Genomic DNA, 21,303 nt, shown 5'->3' with positions numbered 1-21,303 from the left:
TAAAGGATTCTCATGCAACCAGACCCTACAAATTCAAGTCAAACCGCGATAGAGCCAACCGCCGGTGGCTTAGCTACGACACCGATGGCTGGGTCTGCCGCAGTGCCGCTTCCGGATTTGAAGCTTGGCGAGTTGCGGGTTGCCCAGTACGTGAGTCTAAAAGCTCGGAAATTCAATCTTGAACTTGATTTTCTTTATCGATCGGGTGTCGGCTCAACCGAGTTTGGTGTCAATTGGAGCTCTCAATCCCGGCAATACATTCAATCCTCCACAAGCGGGGTGGCTGTTACCATCGTTCGAGGAGATTTCAGTCAGTATGCCTTTACTGCGGTTGGATCGTCTGGCGGTGTCACGACCTACGCATCGGTTGGAGCCCCGATCACAACACTCAGTTTTGATGGCACGCGCTTCACGGAGTATTACCCGGATGGGCTGAGGTTGCTCTACGAAGCACAATCCGCCACTGGTAATCCTGTCACCCACCAACTACTGGCAAAGGTCGATCCGAGCGATGTTAGGCAGACATTTGTATATGGCTCGGGGGCGGAAGCAGGGCTCCTTCAGGAAGTCATAGTTCCTGGAGGCCGAAGGGCTACCTTTAGTTATGCGTCGGTTGCCGGCGTGACAAGATTTTCCAACCTCTTGGATTGGGGAGGGCGCCGATGGACTTTCCAATACGCTGCAAGTGGAGTGCCCACGACCTTCATTGCCCCGAGCGGATGTACGACCAAGTACATGTACGACGGGGTGACGCACAACATTGTTGGTATAGAAGACCCTCGGGGATATCTTTCTTCATACGTCTATGGGGCGCTTCCGCCCGGGCTGCCCGGTTCGCCAATCATTGGGCAACCTGGTCAAGTCGTGGCGGGGAGTGGCACATTCACTCTTGCCTACGCGACGAGTGCAAATTCGATGCAGACCCCTTTGGGTGCCATCACGACATTTAATTTCGACCTCAATGGGTCGGTCGTAAGTGTTGATCGGCCCGAAGGCTTCCGGACAACTTATGTTTACAACGGCATGGGGCTCATGACGCAGGAGGTGACGCCAGCCGGTGCTACGTTCAGTGTGACCTTCGATCCGTCCCACATCGTTATAGGCGTCACTGAAGATGCGCTGGGTAACCGAACCTCTTTTACGTATGACTCGATTGGCAACTTAACGGGACTGACTAGTCCAACCGGAGATTTGTCCACCTTTACGTATGCGGGCGATGGCAGTTCTCGACAGAGAACCTCGGCTATGGATGCGCTAGGAAGAGTCACGACGTATTCCTACACCGCGGCCGGGGAGGTGGCGAGCGTTGTTGACCCACGAGGCCTCGCGACGACGTTTAGCTACGATACCTACGGCAACCTCGTATCCATTATTGCCTCGACAGGTGCCATTACGCAGAGATCGTACGATGTGCTGGACCGCTTGCAAAGTGAAACCGATGCTTTAGGCAACATCACCACCTTTGCGTATGATCCCGCTGGAAATCTTGTGAGCCGCCAATTGGCAGACGGGTCTGTTTACACTTACATTTACGACAATTGCTTGCCCGTTGCCCAAGTTGATCCGGCGGGATATCGCTATACGCAGACCTATGGCCGTTTCAGGACCGTGACGAGCGCGGTGAACCCCTTAGGCGAAGTCAAGACCTTTACTTACGACTCAAGCGGATTGCTTCGCTCCGTCACGGCACCTACTGGGGCTGTCTCGACGGCGAGTTACGACGCGGCCGCCAGGAAGATTGGACATGAGGATGCGATGGGTTTGCGAGTGACCTATGGGTACGACTCTTCCGGCCGCATGAACAAAGTTACGGACAAAGACGGATTTACGAAGACTTTCGTTTACAACGCGAGAGGCGATATCGTTGGCACCGTCGCCCCAACCGGAGTTCGAACCACCTATGGTTACTTCGCATCTAAGCCGATGATGGTGCCTGCTGCGTTGCCTATTCAAGTCTGTACCGCGGTCCTCGATCTGCCGCGCGTCTATTCTCCTTCCCCGGCGAATGCGATGTACCTTCCGATTTGTAAGGTTACGATTGTCGACGATCCTCTGCCGAAAGTACTTCGGCCCAGCGTTCGGTTCTTGGCACCGGACTGGCCCACTTCCGTCCCGGTCCCGCCCCTCCTTCCGAATTCGGTGGCTAAGTCAGTTCGTTGCGACGGCAATTCTCGATACATTTTGAACCGCGACGATCTCGCTCCCGATCCGTGCAAATGCGACAAGGAGCAACCGACGGGAACGGATGGAAACGGAAAGAAATGCTGTGACAAACAGCCACCTCCCCCGTTGGGAGCCTCCCTACCCATTCTCCTTGACAGTCTGGGACTCCCGCCCATCCCACAACCTGGCGGCGACGGTAGCGATCAATGTTGCAACAACGACAACGGCTCAAATAACACCTTAATGGATCTCTTGACTCCAGACGAGGGAGATGATCCGCCAACATGTTGCCCGGATGACAGCAGCACTGCAGTTCCGCAGGCGACAGACGACTGCGGCCCTGGCGGCCCTGGTCCTGGTCCCGGCTGCCCCGGTCCTGGCCCCGGCCCCGGTCCTGGCCCTGGCCCCGGTCCTGGCCCTGGCCCCGGTCCTGGTCCCGGCCCTGGTCCTGGTCCTGGTCCTGGTCCTGGTCCTGGTCCTGGTCCTGGTCCTGGTCCTGGTCCTGGTCCTGGTCCTGGTCCTGGTCCCGGCTGCTGTTGGTATACCTATACAGCTCGACACTATCAATGGACGGGCGGAGTCTCAAGCATCCAAAGACCCGATGGAACCTCCACCACTTACGTCTATGATCAGGTAGGTCAGGTCGTTGCGACGGTCGACGAAGTCGGTGCGCGCACCTCAATTTCTTATGACCCAAGTGGTATGCCACTCTCGGTCCTCAGTCCAAGTGGCTCGGCGATGACGGCGATCTACGAGCAACAGTCGAAGTTGCTTGCTGGCCTGATGGATCAGGTTGGCAACCGAAATACGTTGACCTACGATTCGCTCGGCAGGATCAAAGTTCGCACCAATGCCATTGGCGATTCGACAACCTTCTCCTATGACGCGAGGGGAGCCGTTTCTGTGGTCCAAATACCGAATGGCTCAGTCGTGTCTTTGACGCACGATAACCGGGGCATGCTGACGAATCGTGAATTGCCCGGAATCGGAGCCATGACGTACGCCTATGACGGTGTCGGTCGGCTCCAGTCCAAAGTTACTGCCGAAGGGCATGCGGTCACCTATATCTATTCGGCAAACGGTAGACGGCAAAGCGTCATCAATCCACAAGGCAACATCTATTCCAATGTTTTCGACACGTCGGGTCGATTGATTGCTCGAATTAACGCCTTAGGCGATCGGACCACGTTCACGTACGATGGACGCGGTAATCGTGTCGCAATGTGTGATGCGCTCGGCTACGTTCGAACCGAAGTCTACAATTCGCTTGGACTGAAGGCCGCTTCCGTTGACGCCCTCGGAAATAGTACGACTTATAGCTATGATTCGAGGCGAAGACGAATTAGTACAGTCAACGCTCAGGGCGGCACCTTTACCACGGTCTACGGATCTCGAAATGAAGTGCTTGCTCGCACCAACCCGTTGGGGAATACGGTCAGTTACTCGTACGATGCGAATCTGCAGCTCGTGGCTTCACAAGCCCCATCTGGCCGTGTAACGACGCAAGTCTATAACGCCGGCGGCTATCTGGTTAGCCAAAATCAAATGGATGGAACGGCAACCACCTTTGTTTACGACAACATAGGGAATGTCATCAGAGAAGAGAAACCGCTCGGTCGAATTACGACGAACGTTTACAATTCGATGAGAATGGTGAAAGCCTCGGTGGACGCCGAAGGCCACCGTACTTCGCAAGTGTTCGATGCTGCGGGTCGAGTTGTGTCCTCCATGGATCCTCTCGGAAATACCACCAGTTGGAAATACGATGCCGAGTCTAAAGTGTCGTCGGAAACAAACCCTCTTGGACTCATTACGACCTATCTTTACGACAGTTTGGGACATCGAACCGCGTCGCTAGCGGCCGATGGAACGCGTACCACTTACGTCTACGATGCCAACGGTCGTGTGGTCGGGCAGATCGATCAACTCGGACAGCGCATGTCAACGGTTTACGACGCGGTCGGGCAGCCAGTTGTCATGGTCAATGCTCTTGGTCAACGAACCACGATGTCTTATAACGCGAAGGGTGTTCCGCTAGCCACTCAAAATGCGGCCGGCTATACCTTCACGCAGATACACGACTCGGTTGACCGCGTCATTGGATCGATTTCGCCCAGCGGCAATATGACCACCATCCTCTCTGACTTGGCAGGCAGAACGACGGCCAAAATCGATGAGTCTGGCTTCCGAACGTCCTATTCCTATGACGTCGACGGGGCGGTGGTTGGAAATATCGATGCCTTGGGCAATATCAGTACGGCCATATACCGAACTGACAACGGGCTAGTTTGGGCAACCCAGGATTCTCTTGGAAACCGAACGACTTTCAATTACGATAGTCTTGGGCAACAGATTTCCAGCGTTAATGCGAAGGGATTTGTAACGACCAACTCATTTGATCGGGTCGGACATGCCATTTCTAGGACCGATGCGTTGGGTAATACGGTCACCTATCAATTCGATGCGGCGGGTCGGCACATCAGTTCGATCGACGCTCTCGGAAGAGTTATATCGAACGTCTACGATTCTGCGGGTCAGGTGATTGCCAGAATCAGCGCCAGTGGCTACTTGTGGAGTCAAACCTACGATTCCGTTGGAAGAGTCGTCGTGCTTACGACACCTACGGGCGCCATCCAGACGACGACCTACGATGCCACCGGAAGAACGATTGCCGTCCAAGACGCCAACAGTCAGATCACCAGTTACACGCTCGATGCGTTAGGTAACCAGGTTGCCATCACAAATGCTCGAGGTTGGACGACGAGCATGACGTACGACAACCTTCAGCGAGTCGTCGCCCATCAAGATGCCTTGGGACACGTCACGACATACGGATTTGATTCTGAAGGTCGTAACGTTTCCATACAGAAACCTTTGGGAGGAATCGTCACAACGACATACGGAGTTCGATCGACGGTTGCTTCGCGGGTCGATGCCCTTGGAAACACCACCTCCTATCAGTACAACGCGAACCGTTGGCTCGTTCAGCAAAACGCGGCAAACGGCACCGTCACGACATTGACGTATGACGCAAGAGGCGCGCTGACGATCAAGGCCTATTCCGATGCGACATTCGTCACCTTCGCTTACGATTCACTCGGTCAGCGGAACAGGATGGAGGACGCGGCGGGTGTCACAACCTATTCGTATGATCCAACCGGCAAACTCTCCGGCAAGACTGATCAGGGCAACCTCGTTCAGGCTTATGTCTACGACGCGGCCGGGCAACGAACTGAACTTCATGAGCCAGACGGCACCGTCCGCCATTACGGATACGATATCGAGGCCAGGCTCGCTTCGTACACGGATGGAGCTGGTCAAGTCAATACGTTTGCCTACGATGGTATGAGTCGGGTTACGACGATCACTCACCCGTCGGGCAAAGTCGTTGTCAATTCCTATGATCCTATTGGAAACAATAATTCGATCATCGCCAAGTCATCGGCTGGTGTAACTTTTGAGCAAATCACCTACACCTATGACCAGGTTGGGAACCGGGCTTCGTTTGGCAATTTGGCCGGACGCCTTAGTACCTACTCTTACGACGCCTTGGATCATCTGGTCCAAGACAATGGGTCTGGCGTGTTCGCACATGTCTACACCTATGCCTTCGACGCCAATAGCAACTTGAAGTGGACATCTGAATCGGGTACGCCTGTACAGAACTTCTTCGACGTGGCCGATCGCTTGGTCAGCGCGACAGACGGTTCGGCCTTTACGTACGATGCGAACGGCAATCTGCTCACGGGTGCGATCGGGACAGCTCTTTCGACCATGACTTACGATTGTGAGAACAGGCTTGCGACTCACCGGCAAGATTTACGGTCCGACGCGAATTTTGTCTATGATGGCGATGGCCTAAAACGGGTGGAAATCACACCGTCGAGCGGAAGACGCACGACCATTGTTTGGGACGGAACCGACTACTTGCAGGAGATGATCTAAGATGGCAACGACAAAATATCACACGGTGATGGGCCAAATGATTGGTGAGACAAGCTCGGCGGGTGCGAAAACTGAATATTTGGTCGACGCACTGGGCTCAGTGGCGATGAGGATGACCGCCGCAGAAAACTTGACTCTCAGCTTCAAACCCTATGGCACCCCGTTTTCGGCCGGGGCGAAGAGTCAACCCAAATTTGGTTGGCTAGGATCATTTGGATACCGTTACGAGTTCACGAGGATCTGTGACAACATTTACGTGAGAGCAAGGCACTATGGTACGAATCAGGCAATGTGGACCACGAGGGATCCACTTTGGCCGGTTCAGTCCTCTCATGGTTACGCCGACGGCAGTCCGACGTCGAACGCTGACCCTTCTGGCCTGATTCCGATCCGCTTCCAGTTCGATGCGTTCATTCCTAAACGGGCTGGATTCCGCATCGACATGCACAACCCGGCTTGCCCGGCGAAGTACTGGTTTGGAGAAACTTTTCCATTCGGGCTCAACGTTCATGGCAACACCGATGATCGCGATCTATTCGACCCCGGAACGGCGAAGCATATTTCCTGGGCAACTGCGGAAAGCACGAAACTTCGGGCTGCCGATGCCAACGTGGCAATTACAACCAGCGACAAGATGGGAATTTCGATCCAGGCGACTCAGCAAGGACCCAAGTGGAATTGTACGTCTAAGGTTGGATCTTACGGGCAACCGAATCCACCTCCTGTTCGGTATCTGTTCCCATTTAACCGCAACGAAGAGTGTTGCTCGCAGTACGTAAGGTTCGTCATTCAAGCTTGTACGTCCTTCTTGCCCTACAACTTCCAACAGCCAGCGTTTTGCATCAACTACGACGTGCTGGTCAAGTTTGCGGCAACTGAAAAGGACAAGGTGACGGTCATCTTCCCGGGCCAGGCCGATGGTCTGGACTGGTCTTACAACAGCAAAGTTGAGTGGTACCCAGCGTATGAAGCTCTGCTGCTAAGTCCGAAGCAAAGTCTTTGGGGGCAGTACAACCTCGCGGAGACTCCAGGTACAGGTCTGGACAAAGAGTTTGTCCTAACCCGAGGTGTATTCTTGCAGTTTAGCGCCCCGACTGGAAACTGTCCGTAAGAAAGACGTGATGTTCCTCAACGTCCTCTTACTATCCATACCGCCCCCTGTTTCCCAAGGGGCGGTCACCCCTGTTGGTTTCTCAAGTTCGGACTTGCTTTCGGAATACTACACATGGCGTGATGACCAAGTGACTCTTCATGCGAAAAGCAGCAAGACGTTCAAACTAGATAGCCCCGTCGATCACGCCGTGCTATCGTCTCAGGGTCTATGTCTCGTGGCCAGCCAGGGTTTTCATTACGAGATTAGCGCCAAAACGGGCCAAATTCGTAACCTGAAATCATTAGTGTATTCGGTTAATGGGGAACTCCAAAAAAAGGTGGGAGCGAATACCAGGTACGGCATGAGCTGGATCTCTCCCGACGAGAAATACGCAATATTTTTTAAGCTTCCGACGATCCGCTTAGGCACACCTCCGGTCAAAGAATCGGCTCACGAGTCGCCCGACGAAGTATTTTGGAGCTTTGAAGACAATAGGGTTCATTTTGGTATTCCCCAACGAAACAATTCCAAGGCTCGACCTTACTATTTTCCAGAGAATGCTTCGATCGGGTTTCTTAACCAGGATTATCTTTTGGAAACGTATAATGTGAAAGATGGACGCAGGGTGAAATCGGCCAAATTTCAGTTCGTTAGCTCCCCAATTCTTACGCAAGGAGGAGACGTCATGTTTGGGGTTAACGCTAGTCGTCGATTGTTACGGATGGATTCCACCGCTTCGATGTTAAAGACCAAGGTTGGTCCTCAGGTAAAGACATTTTGCTATGCCCCTTCAAAGTCCTTGATTGTGGCCCTGAAAGCGGAGGGATTACTATTTTTGGATGCAAAAGCGTTGACGCAACGCAAGGTCATCAAGATGCCGATTAGCGGGACCGAGCAAATTGGTGCCACGAAAGACGGCGTGCTCATCGTCACTCCGAGCGGAGAACGGATTGTTCCGTGGCCAAAGGGGTATTAAGGTAGGTTTATGATTATCGGTCAAACAACAACAGCGTCTTCCGGTGCAACAAGGATAGATTCATTAGAAGGCATCCTTCAGAATCGTCGATGGCTTTATCGGTCCGAGCCTTACGGTCATTACACCGCCGCCAACGTTTTTACGGCTGAGTTTTACGGCGAAGTAGCAAGACAGTACATGGAGTTACTGGGTAGGGGACTATCAGAAAGTCCGCAGGAGGGAAGGTTCTCTCGACTCAACGGAAATTACGACGCCTATCTGATGCGCTTCGAGCCTGGCCAAGAGGGTCCGCTCTCACTCTTTACATCCAGAGCGTGGCACGACATGGTTGCCGGTCTCTTCCAAATCGATGCGACGGGCGATGTCGATGGCGCTCTGCATCATCATGCAATTGGTGGCCGAAACGGAAGGATTCATAACGACCTCAATCCTGGGTGGTTTATTTCCCAGCCTCCCCATGGGGGAGTGAACGTGACCGACCCCAAGATTTGTTCTTACACTTCCGGGAAGACCGCACCCGGGTTCACTTCCCGAGAGACGGCTCGCGCGGTAGCGGTCTTGTTCTATTTATGCAACGACGGGTGGAGGCCGGGCGATGGAGGGGAGACCGGGCTTTACATGAATGAGGATGATCCCATCGAATCGCCGATCGGCGTCGTGCCTCCGATCAATAACTCCTTGCTGGCTTTCGAATGCACACCCTACTCCTTTCACACCTTCCTGTCTAATAGAAGACTGGCGCGAAACTGTATCGTCATGTGGGTCCACCGCACCAAGGAAGAAACGATTTCCAGGTGGGGTTGGAATAAGGTTGTGCCATGGTAGGGACCGTCGATCCTTCGCTCCGTAGGGTTTGTATCCTGACCGGCGCGGGCGGAGAACTCGGAAACACGTTTTGTAGTCTCTTTGCAGAGCACTACAACATCGTTGCGGTTTGTCGAAATAGGGTGCCGTACGTTTCAACCCAGAAGCAGGCTTTTGTGGACCCTCTTCGCCCCATGGAGGACGTGGCCGAGAACAGCTCTAAAGTCTACGAAGTGCGGGCTGACCTAAACTCGGACAGCGATCTTGAGAGGGTGGTTGAGGCATCGCTGGCGCGATTCGGACGAATCGATCTTGTTGTCAACGCGGCAGCGGATATGGACCATCGATTTTTGGTTGAGTCAGGCAAGTCGGTCGATGCCCTCAAGCGTCAAGCCGCCGTCAACATCGAAGCGCCGCTTCGGTTGGCTTTATTGACGGCAAAGATGTTCTGGCGTGCGAGAGACCTCGAAAACAGTGCCTTAGGGCGAGGAGTCATCAACATTTCCAGCATATCGGGGATGCAGGTGTTTCCCAACATGGGACAATCTTCGTATAGCGCGAGCAAGGCCGGACTTAACTTCCTGACAATGCACCTTGCGGACGAATTTCGTGCCTTTGGGATCAAGGTCAATGCGATTGCTCCCGATGCATTTCCCTCGAGGATTGCGACAAGCAGAGTGGCCGAGGCGATCGTGCGCCTCGATTCTTCCGAAGTGACGGGCAAAATCCTGGTTATCGAGCCGAGCGGCGAGCAGTTAATATGACGGCCGGTGTTTGGGATTACTTGTGGATGATGTCCACTCCCCAAATGTCGACCGAGGATGGGACCCATCCGTAGGTTTCTCGAATTTTGCTCAGCAGGCACTCTGTGCTTTCAAAGACGAGCTGCTTGGTTAGATCTTTTGGTTGACTTGCAAAGCTAACGCCGCCTTTGTGGTGAACGAATGCGTCCATCGCGACGGCCAACCGCAATCCGTGAGTCCGTATTCGCCATGAAAGTTCGAGATCGTCACTGCCAAGAAAGAGGTCTTCGTCCAATAAGCCTATCTGGTCGAGTAAGGATCGTTTTGCCATCACGCAGAGCCCTATCAGAAGCTTCGTCCAGAGCGTCGATCCGGCAAGATTCTCTCGGCAAATGTCGCTAAGGGATGCCGTCGTCAGATTTGTTCCCCGTACATAGTGCCCTACGAACTGATCGCCGGCAATATTGTCGGATAAGGGTCCCGCCAAACCCACTCCATCGAGATCGAGTCGCTTTTGCAATGCCCCCAGCCAGCCATCGGTAACGACAACATCCGGATTGACGAGGGCGAGGTATTCGCCTTTGCTCTTCGACAACCCGAGATTGCTGCCCTTGGCGAAGCCTAAATTCGATGGGCTCCTGATGAGTTGCACGCGAGGGTCCCGATTTGCGAAATTCAAGACTATCCCACAGGTGTCGTCGCCCGACGCATTGTCAACCACGATGATTTCGTCCTGGTCTCCAATCGTGGCCAGCAAAGAAGCCAAGCAAGGCGCAATGGTGCTGGCCGAATTGTAGGCCACAACGATGATGGAAGAAAGGCCCTGCACACCTTCTCCTAGAACGCCGGACGTGGCAAAGTCTATTCTCGGAAGAACTTTTTTGGCCTCATAAATCAGTTGATATGTGTTGAGATTTCGGCGAGAGCTTTCGGCATCGGCCCCCAGCGCCTCGGCTGCGCTGGTGAGGACAGCAATGACTTCTGGATTGGTAATCGCCAATCGGTCCTCGGCGACAATTCCATAGCCGGAGGCAAAAAGCAGGTTGAGAACTGTGGGCGGCGCAAACCCGTGTGGGCCCAGGTCACTCTCGTGCCCATGGCCGCCAGATAGCAATCCGACCACGAAAGACCAGTGACACTTGTTACTAACGCGGCACAATAAGGATCCCGAGGGCCTCAAGTGATCGTGAAGGCTTTCTAAGCAGCGGCTCGGATGCCTTAGGGCCTCAAGAATATCACTGCAGATAATACAGTCGAAATAGTCCTTTGGAAGAGGGAAGGAAGCCATGCGCTCAACATCTCCCACGATGACTCTATCGACACCATTACGACGGGCTTCCGAGGCCATCTCTTCCGATCGTTCGATCCCCCAGATTTCACGATCCGGGCGACCCTCTTTTAACCGCATGGCCAAGGCACCAGAGGCGCAGTCAACGTCTAAAATGCGCTGTGCCGAGCTTGGAACGTGTGCCGCAAGTCGTTCATCGGCTACTTCAAAGTACGAAGGTGGAATGTCTATTCTCATGACCTTATCAACGGCGTTTAGGGGTGGCGATGCAATCAAGATATTTGCAACGGTAATCCTGATAATGATGCGGATTTAGTGAACCTATTTTACACGTTTTCTGCTCGCGACAGAGGGGCGATTCTCAACGGGACGAAGTTCCTCTCACACCCAATCTGTGGGTGCCAGACGTCGTAACGGGCATGCAAGGATTGAGCAGTCCTAGTTTTCATTCACGAAGAGCGTAATCTCGCGCAGGGCTTCTTGGGTCCAGTCGTGATCGGGTATCTGAGATTGAAGATCTTGAATGAGGTTCAGCAGGCTGATTCTCGTGATGCTTGCGCGACGGGCACCAAACTCATGGGATATCCGAGCTACCACTAACGCCGAGGCCAATTTCGGCATGCTTGGGATCATGAGGACGAATCTAGCACCGGCGGCGCTGAGTTCGGCGGCAAACCCCCGGAGAGAAGCGGTATCAATCAGGTTAGAATTGCCTCGTCGAAAGTCCAAGGACGGTTCGCCCTGAACGATGATTAATTGGCAGGCGCTCGCGGGGATGTCTCTCGAACGAAGGCCCAGAGAATTCGTTTGGCCAATGTCGGCTTTGGAAGGGGACTCGTCGGGGAAAAGGAGACGAAACTCCTTAAAGGTCTGATCGCCGCGGCCAACTAAGTGCAAGATTCGATAGGACAAAGAGAAACTTGGCATCTTGGATGGCAAAACACTCACAAATGGGGTCCTTGGTGCCTTGCCCAGCGCCAGGTTGAGCTCTGGAGCCCATTGTTGAGAAGCAAATCTCGCGTCTGCGGCGCCCACGAGTATGGGCCCCGGTATTGAACTTCCCACCACTTCGCGAACGATGCGATGGGTCAAGCGAGATGACCTGACTCTGACCAATTGAGGAAAAATCGCTTCCCACGGCCAAGCCGAATGGAGGGCGTTTGCCACGATCGGCAATCCTTCCTCAGAATTCCCTGGGCCCGAAAGAGCGGTCCTTATCTGCTTTCGGAGGTTCTTTGTCGAACGCAGATTTTGTGGGGCTATCTCCATGATACTGGGAATGATCATGTTATGTTGCTCGCCGCCGACTACAATGGTCGATCCCCAGGACTCCGTAAATTCAGCTTGGGAGGTGCTCGTGATGAAGATGTCGGGGGCACGGGCCGATGCGCTCTTCGTCAGAGCTTTCCTGGTTGGTTTGGGTTGGGTCGCGGGATCCTCCACGGCGTAGCCCAGTATCTGCATCGCGCGGTAGGGATTGTCCACTCGAGCAAGATCGGCCAGAAACCGAGACGGATTCGCATGCGCATTCTTGCCCAGCATGCGCAGAACTGACGGATACTCATTTACATTGCCCAAGTGTTCGAAGACTTGGCGGAGAATGCGATGTGCCACCTGTGGCAGCCTTCGGGCCACAAGGAGGGCTTCCTCACATCCGATCTCGGCAAAGCGAACATAACCGACCAAGTCTTGCCAATAGTCTAAATCCTCGTCACCGACCCCTAAGCCAAAGCGTCTCCACACCACGTTCGCAACTTCGTCGGCCCGATAGAGATGCTTTTCCACATAGGCGCGGGAATTCCACGGTTTAGGGACCCTTATATCCTTCGCCTTTGGGTTTAGCAGATCGATTTCGAACTGGTCGAGCTCTTCATGGCGAATGGCTGGAGCTTCCTTCCGGCGATTGGAGGGCTGGTAGTGGCCATGGTAGGCTTCTGGCACCGGGGCAAATTCGGTGGAGAATCGCTCGTGCCACGAATCGCGCGGTAGAAGGTCACCGTCGATTGGCTCGCCGGTGAGAATCGAGAGCCACCGCAGGTTTTTTGTGGAGTGCGATTCTCTTCTCGATAGATTTTGTTGAAGGACTTCCAGATATCGCCTAGACCGACACGATCCAATGAATTCAAACTGCAACTTCGTGATCCAAAGCCGTTCATCCGTTTCGGCGTGACCTAAGATCCGATCGATGGAATCGCAGTATTGCATGGCTTCAACGATCCCACCATGACGACAAATGTCTCTGCCGATCGATACGTAAAGGGGAGGTACGAGCGAGGCGACCGGTAATTTTGAGTCGTGCAGACCCCAAAACGTCGTCTTTGAGAAGCGCTCACTGTCGGATAGCATGGTCGCATAAATGGCCCGATTTGATCTCATCGCGATCCATAGGGAAGCCAATCGGTCTCCTTCCATAGAGTCGGAGCTGCGGAGTATCGCATTCGACACGGCCTTATGACTCTTCGGACTAGAAGAAGAATTGGACAGTAGTAGAAAGTCCGGAATCCCCAGTGCGAGATGTAAAAGCGTTAAGGACATAAAGTCTTGCGGTGCCGTCCACAAGGAGAGGCTTGAAATTGGCTTAGCTCTCGATATTCGATCCAGAAGGCGGTCCGATTCATGCTTGGCTTCGTCGATTTGATTGGAAAGCATCAATGCGCGGACGGAGCACAACAGGGCAGGAAGCTTCAGCGGATGTGAATCTTCTATCCGATTAGCCCACGCCGCAATCCTCTTTGCTTGCTTTCGCGCGAGCGTTCCCATTCGCAAGCGCTTATCGAGTAAGGCTTCGACCGCGTTGACTTGACTGGACATCAGATGGTCATCTCCTTCGGCTGTAAGTTCAGCGAGCGGATCGATCAAAATATCAGCTGTGAGGACCCCTTCTCCTAAAACGCTTAGCGCGTTGACGGCCGTAAGGCGTAGAGACTGACGGCGGTCGGTGGGGTATTTGTCGGCAAGGTCGTGTACTTCGGTCCAAGCCGATTCGTATTCAGGCGACGAAGGATCGATCACGGCCGCGTAATCGGCCAGGACGCCGGATCGGCAACGATGGTGGGGACCCACCAGGGGCGTTCCCCCATCGTCGTCCAAGAGGTAGGCGGCGATGTTCTGTAAACCTTCTCGGTTACCCTCGCGGGTGAATTGCTCGCAGAGTTGGTCCCAGAGCCGTCCGAACGTAGGGGCTTCGAGCAGTTGAGCGGCGGCTCCGATGGTGAATTTGTCGGCATCCTGGAATCCGTCGTCGTCCATGAGCGATTGGAGATGACTGCGAAGGCGCCTTTCGGTTTGGTTCCGCTCCGTCACCATGAATTGCCTGAAGTAATGTTTCAGTCTTGTTGCCAGACGCGGAGAGATGGAGAGGGTGCCAGCTTCGGGACTGGTGTCCACCCATTCCAAATTCACAAGCTCGGCTTCGACGACATGAGCACGGGCTTCGGGCAAGGCCAACGATCCGATCAAAAATGCACGGTTGGCTTGACCGAGGACGATCAACGCGTAAACGGCCTTCTTGACGTCAGGGTCGTCGATTCGCCCCAGAATGCGGGTGTTGACGTAGGGGTCGATGTCGCTTCGATCGAGGATTTGCGCGGCCGCCTTAGGATCGTCGGTTAGCCAGGACGTATACAAATTAAGATCGAACGGATTGTATCCATTGGTTTTGGGGTCACGACACACCTCTAAAAGTCGCTTGCAGATGGCTGAATTCTTCCCAACTTTGAATTTGTCCAAGTGGCGCTTGTCGAACAGGTAGTTCATGGCCTCGACCTGATCAAACGGTTTGACTTCGTGGAGGCACAGGTAGGGTCGCACCTCGGGAAGAGCCTTTCGATCGGGAGTATTCGCCGTCCAGCGAGCGCCCCCTTGCGCCAGATACCGCCGTCCGGCAAAGAGGACGCGAACGGAAGGGACCATCCTTTGCACTGCCTCCAGAATCGCCAACATGGCTTCTACCTGCGGCAGCTTCTCGGCGCCCAAGCGCAAGCGGGCCAGTTCTTCGCACGTATCCAACACCAAGAGGACTGGCATTTGCAAGCTCTCGAGGAAGTCTTGAAAAGCGTAGAGCAAGCGGCGGAATTGGTCCGAGCGGACAAAACCGAGCGGGTCCTTGGTCGCCTCTTCGCGGCCCCGGGGACTAACATCCCAGTGTTCGAGCCCAGAAATCTCTTGGGTGGAGGCCGACTCGTAAGCCACGCGAGAGTAAGAGCTGTCGGTACTGACCAAGCCGTATCGGTCTTGCAGGTCTCGGGCGAGGGCCAACAGCAACTGTCCGGGCTCAATGACGGGAAAATCGGGGCTGAGGAGATCAAAGTCGATTCTCGCGGCCGCGTACCCTCGCGCGGGCGCCAGCTCGGTGACGACGTGGCGAACCAGCATCGTCTTGCCAAATCCACCATGGCCGATAACGTGCAGAGCCCACTCCCTGGTACCTGGGGCCAGGAGCGAATTGACAGCGTCGATCTGCTGAGCCCGGGGTAGGAAGCATGCCAGAGCCCGTCGTTCCCGAAAGTCGACCACTCGGCGGAGCTGTCTTCGCTTGAGTTGGGCGACTGCGGCTGCACATTCTCCCCCCATCAGTTCGGCGATAGGGCTGGCTGCCGCAATAAGCCTGTCATCCAGTGATTCGTCATCCGAATTGGTTATGAGACGAGACACCACATTGGACGGGGCCAATTGGGCGAGAGTAGCCCAGTCGGCCAAAACTTCAGGGATGTTGTTGGGGTTGCTTGACGCCTTGATGGCACCATTGATTTTGCTCGCTGTGTCTTGCAGCAAGTATGCGGCTAGCCGTTGTACCGCGTCGCCGCCTATGATCCGAATTGCCTCGTGGCGTCCCACGGTGTCAATACTGAGCCATTGACCGTCTTTCTCGATCTTTCCCAGTCCAAGGTAGTGGGCTTGAGCAAAGAATGTCTCGCAGTCTATGCGAGGAAACAGTGTGCCCAGGGTCTCCAAAGTCCAATAAGGGGGAATGAGAAGTCGGTGAAGGATATCCGGACCATAAACTTCGAACAGACCCGATCTGATATCTGCATAGGTTTTCTCCAGCTCTTCCTTAAACTGCAAACTCAGCGATGTACTCATTTCGCCTCCCACATGCCAAGAGCCTGTAGTAATGCGTTCTCTGTCGAACTGGTCATATACTCGGCCGCCCGAGCAACGCGGGCGGCGGCGTAAAGTCCCGGAAGTTTGAGATTTATCAAATCGTGACGGATATGTACGCGAAAGTTATCGCGGACATCATCCGCATCTCCACTAGTATCTGTAAAGAACTTCTCAGTCAATGCGAAAACCTTGTCTGCGTCCTTGAATTTGCAACTGGGTCGATGAAATGGGTTCATCAAGATGCGTTCGTACGCCAAGATGTCTGCATCATCGGCCATTGCGAAGGGTCCAATTTCCACGAAATCACACTTTTCCCCAAACGCAGCACGGTAAACCTTGGCGAGTTCACTCATATCCGATGTCGAAAAGAAAGGAATCGGATTGGTGCCGATTATGGCCCAACCGTTGAGATGGACAGTGCCATTCTCCAGGAAAAGTGTCTGAAGAAATTCCTCCGGCATCTTGTGGAGATCGTCGATGAAGACAATAGGCTTGGATGTCGGTGGCAACAGTCCCTTTTCAATGGCTAGTTCTAATATCCGCTGCAATTCAAATTCAAAGACGGCAGCTACCTTGCGGATCTCCTGACCGCGGTTGCGAAACACGCTTTTCGTTCCGGGCGGTGGCGGTATCTCGTTAATGTTCTGTCTGCTGGCTTGTACCATATATTCGAGTTCGACTTCCTCTCCTATTCCCAAGTCAGCGACGGCAAAGTTTAGTGCCTGTAGAAATGCCCCTGCAATGCGCAGCGATGTGGTATCGGACGCCCCGGTCACAAAGTCTGGCGAAATTCCAATGGCTAAGTGTCCTTCTCGAACAGCTTGTCGGGCAAGCTCGCGCAAGATACGTGACTTACCCATATTAGTGCCTCCAAAGATGTGGAGGCTAGGCAACGCTTTCCCATTCAGCACGTTGGCATAGGCGGCCCAAACATTTTCTCTTAGGCAAAGGTGAGGTTCGAAACGATCTGTTTCGACAAAACGGTCGATTCTCTTTTGCAACCGTTCTTCCTCCTCGGTGACTTGGGCGGAGCCGATCGTGAAGTTCACCGGAACGGATGGGGCGCAAAAGAGGCCGGGGTAGATCCACTCGCCCGATGCGTTGACTTCATTGAAAACTTTCTGTCTGGCCATGCCCGTCACCTCGACGATCGGTTCTCCGTTCACCAGTGCGGTCATGAGGCTTCGGGTGAAGGTGCGGGTGGCCAAATCCGTGATCTTTCCCGCCATCGCCGCCACGATGGGGATGCCACCCTTTACCAACTGAGCCGCAAACGAGGCGGTTTCCCCCGCGCCAAATGGCTGGGTATTTCCAGTTTGGCACGCGCTGAGGATCATCATCGTGGGCAGAATGCCCTTCAGCTCGGCGATGAGTTGTTCGGGCGTAACCCTCATGAAGTCGCTCCCCGGGGTTGGGTCGCGTAGTTGGATCGACGCTCCAGCCGCGCCGAATTCGCCGTGTCCGGCGAAATGGATGACGTGGGGCTCGAGTTCCTTGGCGGCGGCCACGAGTTCGTCCAGGCTGGCGTGCACCACCAACCTGGTTCGAAAGGGGCGCTTGCCCAGGGTGAAGTTACGGGCGATGCAATAAAACTCGGTGCCCGCCTTCACGGCGGGATCGTCGATGGGCGTTCCGGAAACGAAGAGGACTTTGATCGGCCGCTCGAAGGGAACGGGGGCCGGAGCCTCGCTACGAACCAGCCGAGTCACGGTTGCGCCAAGCTGAGCCAGGGTCTTGCTTCCGACCTTGGCACTCAAGACCAATTCCCACGGGATGGCGGCGAGGGGATCGTCGAAATCCATTTCGATGGCGAGATCGACACGAGGTCCAGGGCCGGTGCCAAATACGTCCGCTTGCTGGCCGGGATCGATCAGGACGTTCAGCAGGTGCTGGGCGAGATCGGAACGGTCACCCGAGCCGGACTTCAGTAATTCGAACAGAGAGTCCTTGGCGTCACTCGTAAGGGCTTCGACCGAAGGAAGCATTTCGCCCTTGGACCACTCCTCCTGAATGGTACGGGGGGCAATGGCCCCGCCCGCGACCTTCAGCTCGATATTGTTCTCGACGTGGTGGACCTCGATCTTGATACGTTTCATGCGTCTCGACTCCACAGGTCGTTTGGAATCTCATCAAACGCCTTTTCGATCGGGCTAAACGCGTCCATGTCGACCTTTACCACGGCGCGGACCCCTGATGGAACATTATCCATCACTCGCCGCTCAAGATTCCTTCGGAGGGTTTCCGCGTCGTCGTCTTTGGTGACGTCTTCGACGGCTACTCTGGCTTGGTGAAACAGTTGGCGAATGGTTGCAACCGACGGCTTGGAGAGAGGCTGCTTGTCGTCCCAAAGGGGCTTGGCGAGTGCGTGGCTGGAAAACTCGGCTCGGTCCAGGCCGAAGTGCTTCAGGCACGGGTTCTGCTGACCGACGACATAGTCGACGATTTTGTCGGCTCCATCTAGCTGCTCACCGAGGGCGGCAGGGCAGTATTCAGGTTCGTCCATGAGGGGCAATTTCGCCGTTCCGAGGCCCAACTTCGTGCTGAGACGGTTGGCCAATTGGATTCGAACGATGGCGGGTGGATATTTGGCGTCACCTTTTTGCATATCGTCGGCTTCGCCAAAGACGAAGTCGAAGAGCGTATAGGCCGCGGCGGGTCCGATGCAATGCACCGAATACAGGTCGGCGAACACTTCTTGGCCTCGGTTGTTCCAGTCGGCGCCGGCGAGATCCGTCAGCTCGGCCTGGAACGTTTGCACCATGGACTGGCCGTTCTCATCCGCCCAAATGTGCTGGATTTCGTGGCCGACCTCGTGGGCGACGAGGCACAATTGCCAGGGGGAGGCGACTACCGTTGGCGGAAGGTACAGGATGGCCATGGGCAGGCTCTTGAGAACCTGGTTGACGCGATCTTGCAACTCGGCGGGCAGACTGGCGTTGACGAAATTGCGAGTCATGTCGCTCGGGCGAATGCACGGAGCCACATTGGCGATGGTGGCGAGCGGGGCAGAGCGTCTGGTCCCGGCCCGTTCGGCAAAGGGATAGAAGCAGGCCCACACCAGTTCATCGGCCAATTTGAGGGTTGTCGAGGCGTCGCCCGACGTTCGCTGCTCGAAGGCCACGCGGAAGGGGTCCCAAATGGCCCGAATCCACAGTAGATATCGCTCCTCGGCTACGGCGGCCTTGAAGACTTGCCCGGCGGGCTTGTCCGCTACTATCCGCTCCTGAATTTGATCGACGGCGACCTCAAGCGAACGACCTAAGGCGGCCAGTTGGGTTTGGTATTGCTGGCGGACGTCGCTCACCATGGCCGACTCGAGCCAAGATTGGATCTCGTCTTTCAGCGCCTTCACCTGACGAAGCAGTTCGCGGTGCCTTTGTGCGGCCACGCTTGCTGAGTCAGTTCCACCCATAGGAATTCATGATAGATAGTTTTGGCCTTCCCCGTCAACAATCAGCAAAAATGATCTCGACATTATCAGCCTTCTTGATATAGAATCGGGCACGTGGCGACGCATAACGTTTATGTTCGGGGTGGAAAATTCGAAAAATTTCAGGAGGGTTATTCTGGTCTCAATCAGGCTATTTCTGATTGGGCAAAGGGTAGCGAGGCTCCTTTAGTAGTGCATTTTCACGGTGGATTGGTGAATAGGTCGGCGGGAGAAGGCATTGCCAAAAAGTTAGCGCCTATTTATGGAGAAAAAGGGGCGTCATCGCTCTTTTTTGTGTGGCAATCCGGCTGGGATGAAGCGATCAAATACAATTTAGACGAAGCGATTAGGTCCCTGATTTCCGAGATTGGAACCGACACGGTCAAGGGTGTCCTGAAGAAAGGGCTCAAAGTGGCGGCCGACCACTTAGGAATCTATGTACCCGATGGCATACTAGGCTATTACCAAGAAAAAGTTTCGGACTCCGAAATCGATTCAGAGATCGACGCCCGATTTGCGGCTTTGGAGGATGGTCCTTTGGGGTTTGCAGTGGAGGTTCCGAGCCACGAACCTTTTGAAGAAGCATCGAAAATGGCCGACCGCAAGGCGGATGTAGATGAGGACTTTGTCGCCAGGCTCCAGCAAGAACTCGAGGCCGACCCAGAAGTAGCGGCGCTCGAAGACGATGGGACCTTGGGGTTTGCCCTAAGCTTGAAGGCGGCGGTCGCCATTGCCAAGATCGTGTATCGAACCATCAAGCGGTTTGTTCAGGAGCGAGATCATGGCCTGTATCTCACCGTTCTGGAAGAGACGCTGGTGGAATTGGGCGTGGCGAAAATTGGGCAGATTCTGGAGTGGGATTTGATGAAGCAGGACGCGGCCGACGCGTTTGGCCCGGAGGCGGCAAGCTACCCGGGAACGGCGCTGCTGCAGGCGATCAAGGATGTTGGCATGACCCAAAAGCGACGGGTTATTCTGGTTGGCCACAGCACCGGTGCGGTCTATATCTGCCGACTTCTCCAGGCTTGTCAGGGGGCTATTCCCGACTCGATTCAGTTCGATATCCTCTTTTTGGCGCCGGCGTGCACGTTTCGGCTCATGGACGAGACGTTCTCGGTCGCGGGTGGCCGCATCCGGAGCTTGGGAATCTTTGGTATGTCGGACGAAGTCGAATGCGCCGACCGCGTCGTGCCGCCCATTTACACGCGGTCGTTGCTCTATTTGGTGAGCGGAATTTTGGAGCCGGAGCGAGATATGCCGTTGCTAGGTATGCAGCGTTTCCACCAGTCGACGGCTTATAAGCATGACCCGGCGGTGATGAGTGTGCGCGAACGGCTGGCGCCTTACTGGAAGGTATGGTCCGTGACGGGGGGTACGGCCGCCGCCGGGCAACAGTCGGCCTCGAGATCGCACGGTGATTTTGACGACGACCCGGAAACGCTGGAGAGCTTAGCTCACTGGATCAACGCAACGGCGTGAGGCAGTTGGGAGAAGGTTTGCGCGAATTTGAATGGGTGAAACCGCGATTTCGCTTTGCAAGAGACCGGAGAGGGACCTTATGCCGTCAGAAAGCTGAGGGCTAACAGCTAAAGGCTTTCTGCCTTTGTCCTCATTAATGCCCACCTTTCCAGAAGGCAAAGCCGGTGGCAATCGAAGGTTTGCTCGCGAAAGCAGTCGCCCACTCGTCTGGTCTTTCTTCGGGAAAAGCCTTTTGGTCTATTCAATCAAGACTATGGAAGTAATTTTCCGATTTGGAGT

The 21,303-nt window shown here is 54.6% G+C and carries 10 protein-coding genes; 6 read left to right on the top strand and 4 right to left on the bottom strand.

The window, feature by feature from the left end:
- Window positions 1-12: 12 nt before the first annotated feature.
- The 5 genes from GC165_07605 to GC165_07585 are packed head-to-tail and all read left to right on the top strand — an operon-like array spanning window position 13 to window position 9,745.
- Entirely contained in the window at window positions 13-6,108 is a 6,096-nt protein-coding gene (locus GC165_07605) for a hypothetical protein (protein MBI1332731.1), read from the top strand.
- A gap of 1 nt (window position 6,109) precedes the next feature.
- The gene (locus GC165_07600; GenBank protein MBI1332730.1) at window positions 6,110-7,219 is read left to right on the top strand and encodes a hypothetical protein; all 1,110 of its coding nucleotides are present in this window, start codon (window positions 6,110-6,112) and stop codon (window positions 7,217-7,219) included.
- Window positions 7,220-7,229: 10 nt separating this feature from the next.
- Window positions 7,230-8,177, top strand: coding sequence for a hypothetical protein (locus GC165_07595; GenBank protein MBI1332729.1), 948 nt, complete (start codon window positions 7,230-7,232; stop codon window positions 8,175-8,177).
- 9 nt (window positions 8,178-8,186) lie between these two features.
- Window positions 8,187-9,002: a 2OG-Fe(II) oxygenase gene (locus tag GC165_07590; protein ID MBI1332728.1), complete on the top strand. Its 816-nt coding sequence runs from the start codon at window positions 8,187-8,189 to the stop codon at window positions 9,000-9,002.
- Window positions 8,996-9,745 carry an SDR family NAD(P)-dependent oxidoreductase gene (locus tag GC165_07585; protein ID MBI1332727.1) on the top strand — a complete coding sequence of 250 codons (750 nt, stop codon included), beginning with the start codon at window positions 8,996-8,998 and terminating at the stop codon, window positions 9,743-9,745. Before GC165_07590 ends, GC165_07585 begins: the two co-directional genes overlap by 7 nt.
- Window positions 9,746-9,761: 16 nt before the next feature.
- On the opposite strand, the gene GC165_07580 is transcribed toward GC165_07585, so the two are convergent.
- The 4 genes from GC165_07580 to GC165_07565 form a co-directional block, all read right to left on the bottom strand.
- A complete protein-coding gene (locus GC165_07580) occupies window positions 9,762-11,249 on the bottom strand; it encodes a glycosyltransferase (GenBank protein MBI1332726.1) in 1,488 nt (495 codons plus the stop codon).
- Between the two features lie 201 nt (window positions 11,250-11,450).
- Complete coding sequence (locus tag GC165_07575) at window positions 11,451-16,094, bottom strand: AAA family ATPase (GenBank protein MBI1332725.1); 4,644 nt, start codon at window positions 16,092-16,094, stop codon at window positions 11,451-11,453.
- Window positions 16,091-18,211 carry a CHAT domain-containing protein gene (locus GC165_07570; GenBank protein ID MBI1332724.1) on the bottom strand — a complete coding sequence of 707 codons (2,121 nt, stop codon included), beginning with the start codon at window positions 18,209-18,211 and terminating at the stop codon, window positions 16,091-16,093. The genes GC165_07575 and GC165_07570 overlap by 4 nt, the downstream gene beginning before the upstream one ends.
- Window positions 18,208-19,527 (bottom strand): hypothetical protein, encoded by a 1,320-nt coding sequence (locus tag GC165_07565; protein ID MBI1332723.1) that lies wholly within the window; start codon window positions 19,525-19,527, stop codon window positions 18,208-18,210. The genes GC165_07570 and GC165_07565 overlap by 4 nt, the downstream gene beginning before the upstream one ends.
- Before the next feature lie 210 nt (window positions 19,528-19,737).
- On the opposite strand from GC165_07565, the gene GC165_07560 reads away from it, so the two are divergent.
- On the top strand, window positions 19,738-21,024 hold the full coding sequence (locus tag GC165_07560) for a hypothetical protein (protein ID MBI1332722.1): 1,287 nt from the start codon (window positions 19,738-19,740) through the stop codon (window positions 21,022-21,024).
- Window positions 21,025-21,303 lie beyond the last annotated feature (279 nt).

The organism is Armatimonadota bacterium, assembly GCA_016125185.1.
Lineage (GTDB): Bacteria > Armatimonadota > Fimbriimonadia > Fimbriimonadales > Fimbriimonadaceae > Fimbriimonas.
This window is presented reverse-complemented; position numbering and strand designations above follow the sequence as displayed.

Coding starts and splice junctions, on each gene's coding strand:
- GC165_07575 (MBI1332725.1), bottom strand. CDS start 16,094: ATGAGTACATCGCTGAGTTTGCAGTTTAAGGAAGAGCTGGAGAAAACC.
- GC165_07565 (MBI1332723.1), bottom strand. CDS start 19,527: ATGGGTGGAACTGACTCAGCAAGCGTGGCCGCACAAAGGCACCGCGAA.
- GC165_07590 (MBI1332728.1), top strand. CDS start 8,187: ATGATTATCGGTCAAACAACAACAGCGTCTTCCGGTGCAACAAGGATA.
- GC165_07580 (MBI1332726.1), bottom strand. CDS start 11,249: ATGAGAATAGACATTCCACCTTCGTACTTTGAAGTAGCCGATGAACGA.
- GC165_07595 (MBI1332729.1), top strand. CDS start 7,230: ATGTTCCTCAACGTCCTCTTACTATCCATACCGCCCCCTGTTTCCCAA.
- GC165_07600 (MBI1332730.1), top strand. CDS start 6,110: ATGGCAACGACAAAATATCACACGGTGATGGGCCAAATGATTGGTGAG.
- GC165_07605 (MBI1332731.1), top strand. CDS start 13: ATGCAACCAGACCCTACAAATTCAAGTCAAACCGCGATAGAGCCAACC.
- GC165_07570 (MBI1332724.1), bottom strand. CDS start 18,211: ATGAAACGTATCAAGATCGAGGTCCACCACGTCGAGAACAATATCGAG.
- GC165_07585 (MBI1332727.1), top strand. CDS start 8,996: ATGGTAGGGACCGTCGATCCTTCGCTCCGTAGGGTTTGTATCCTGACC.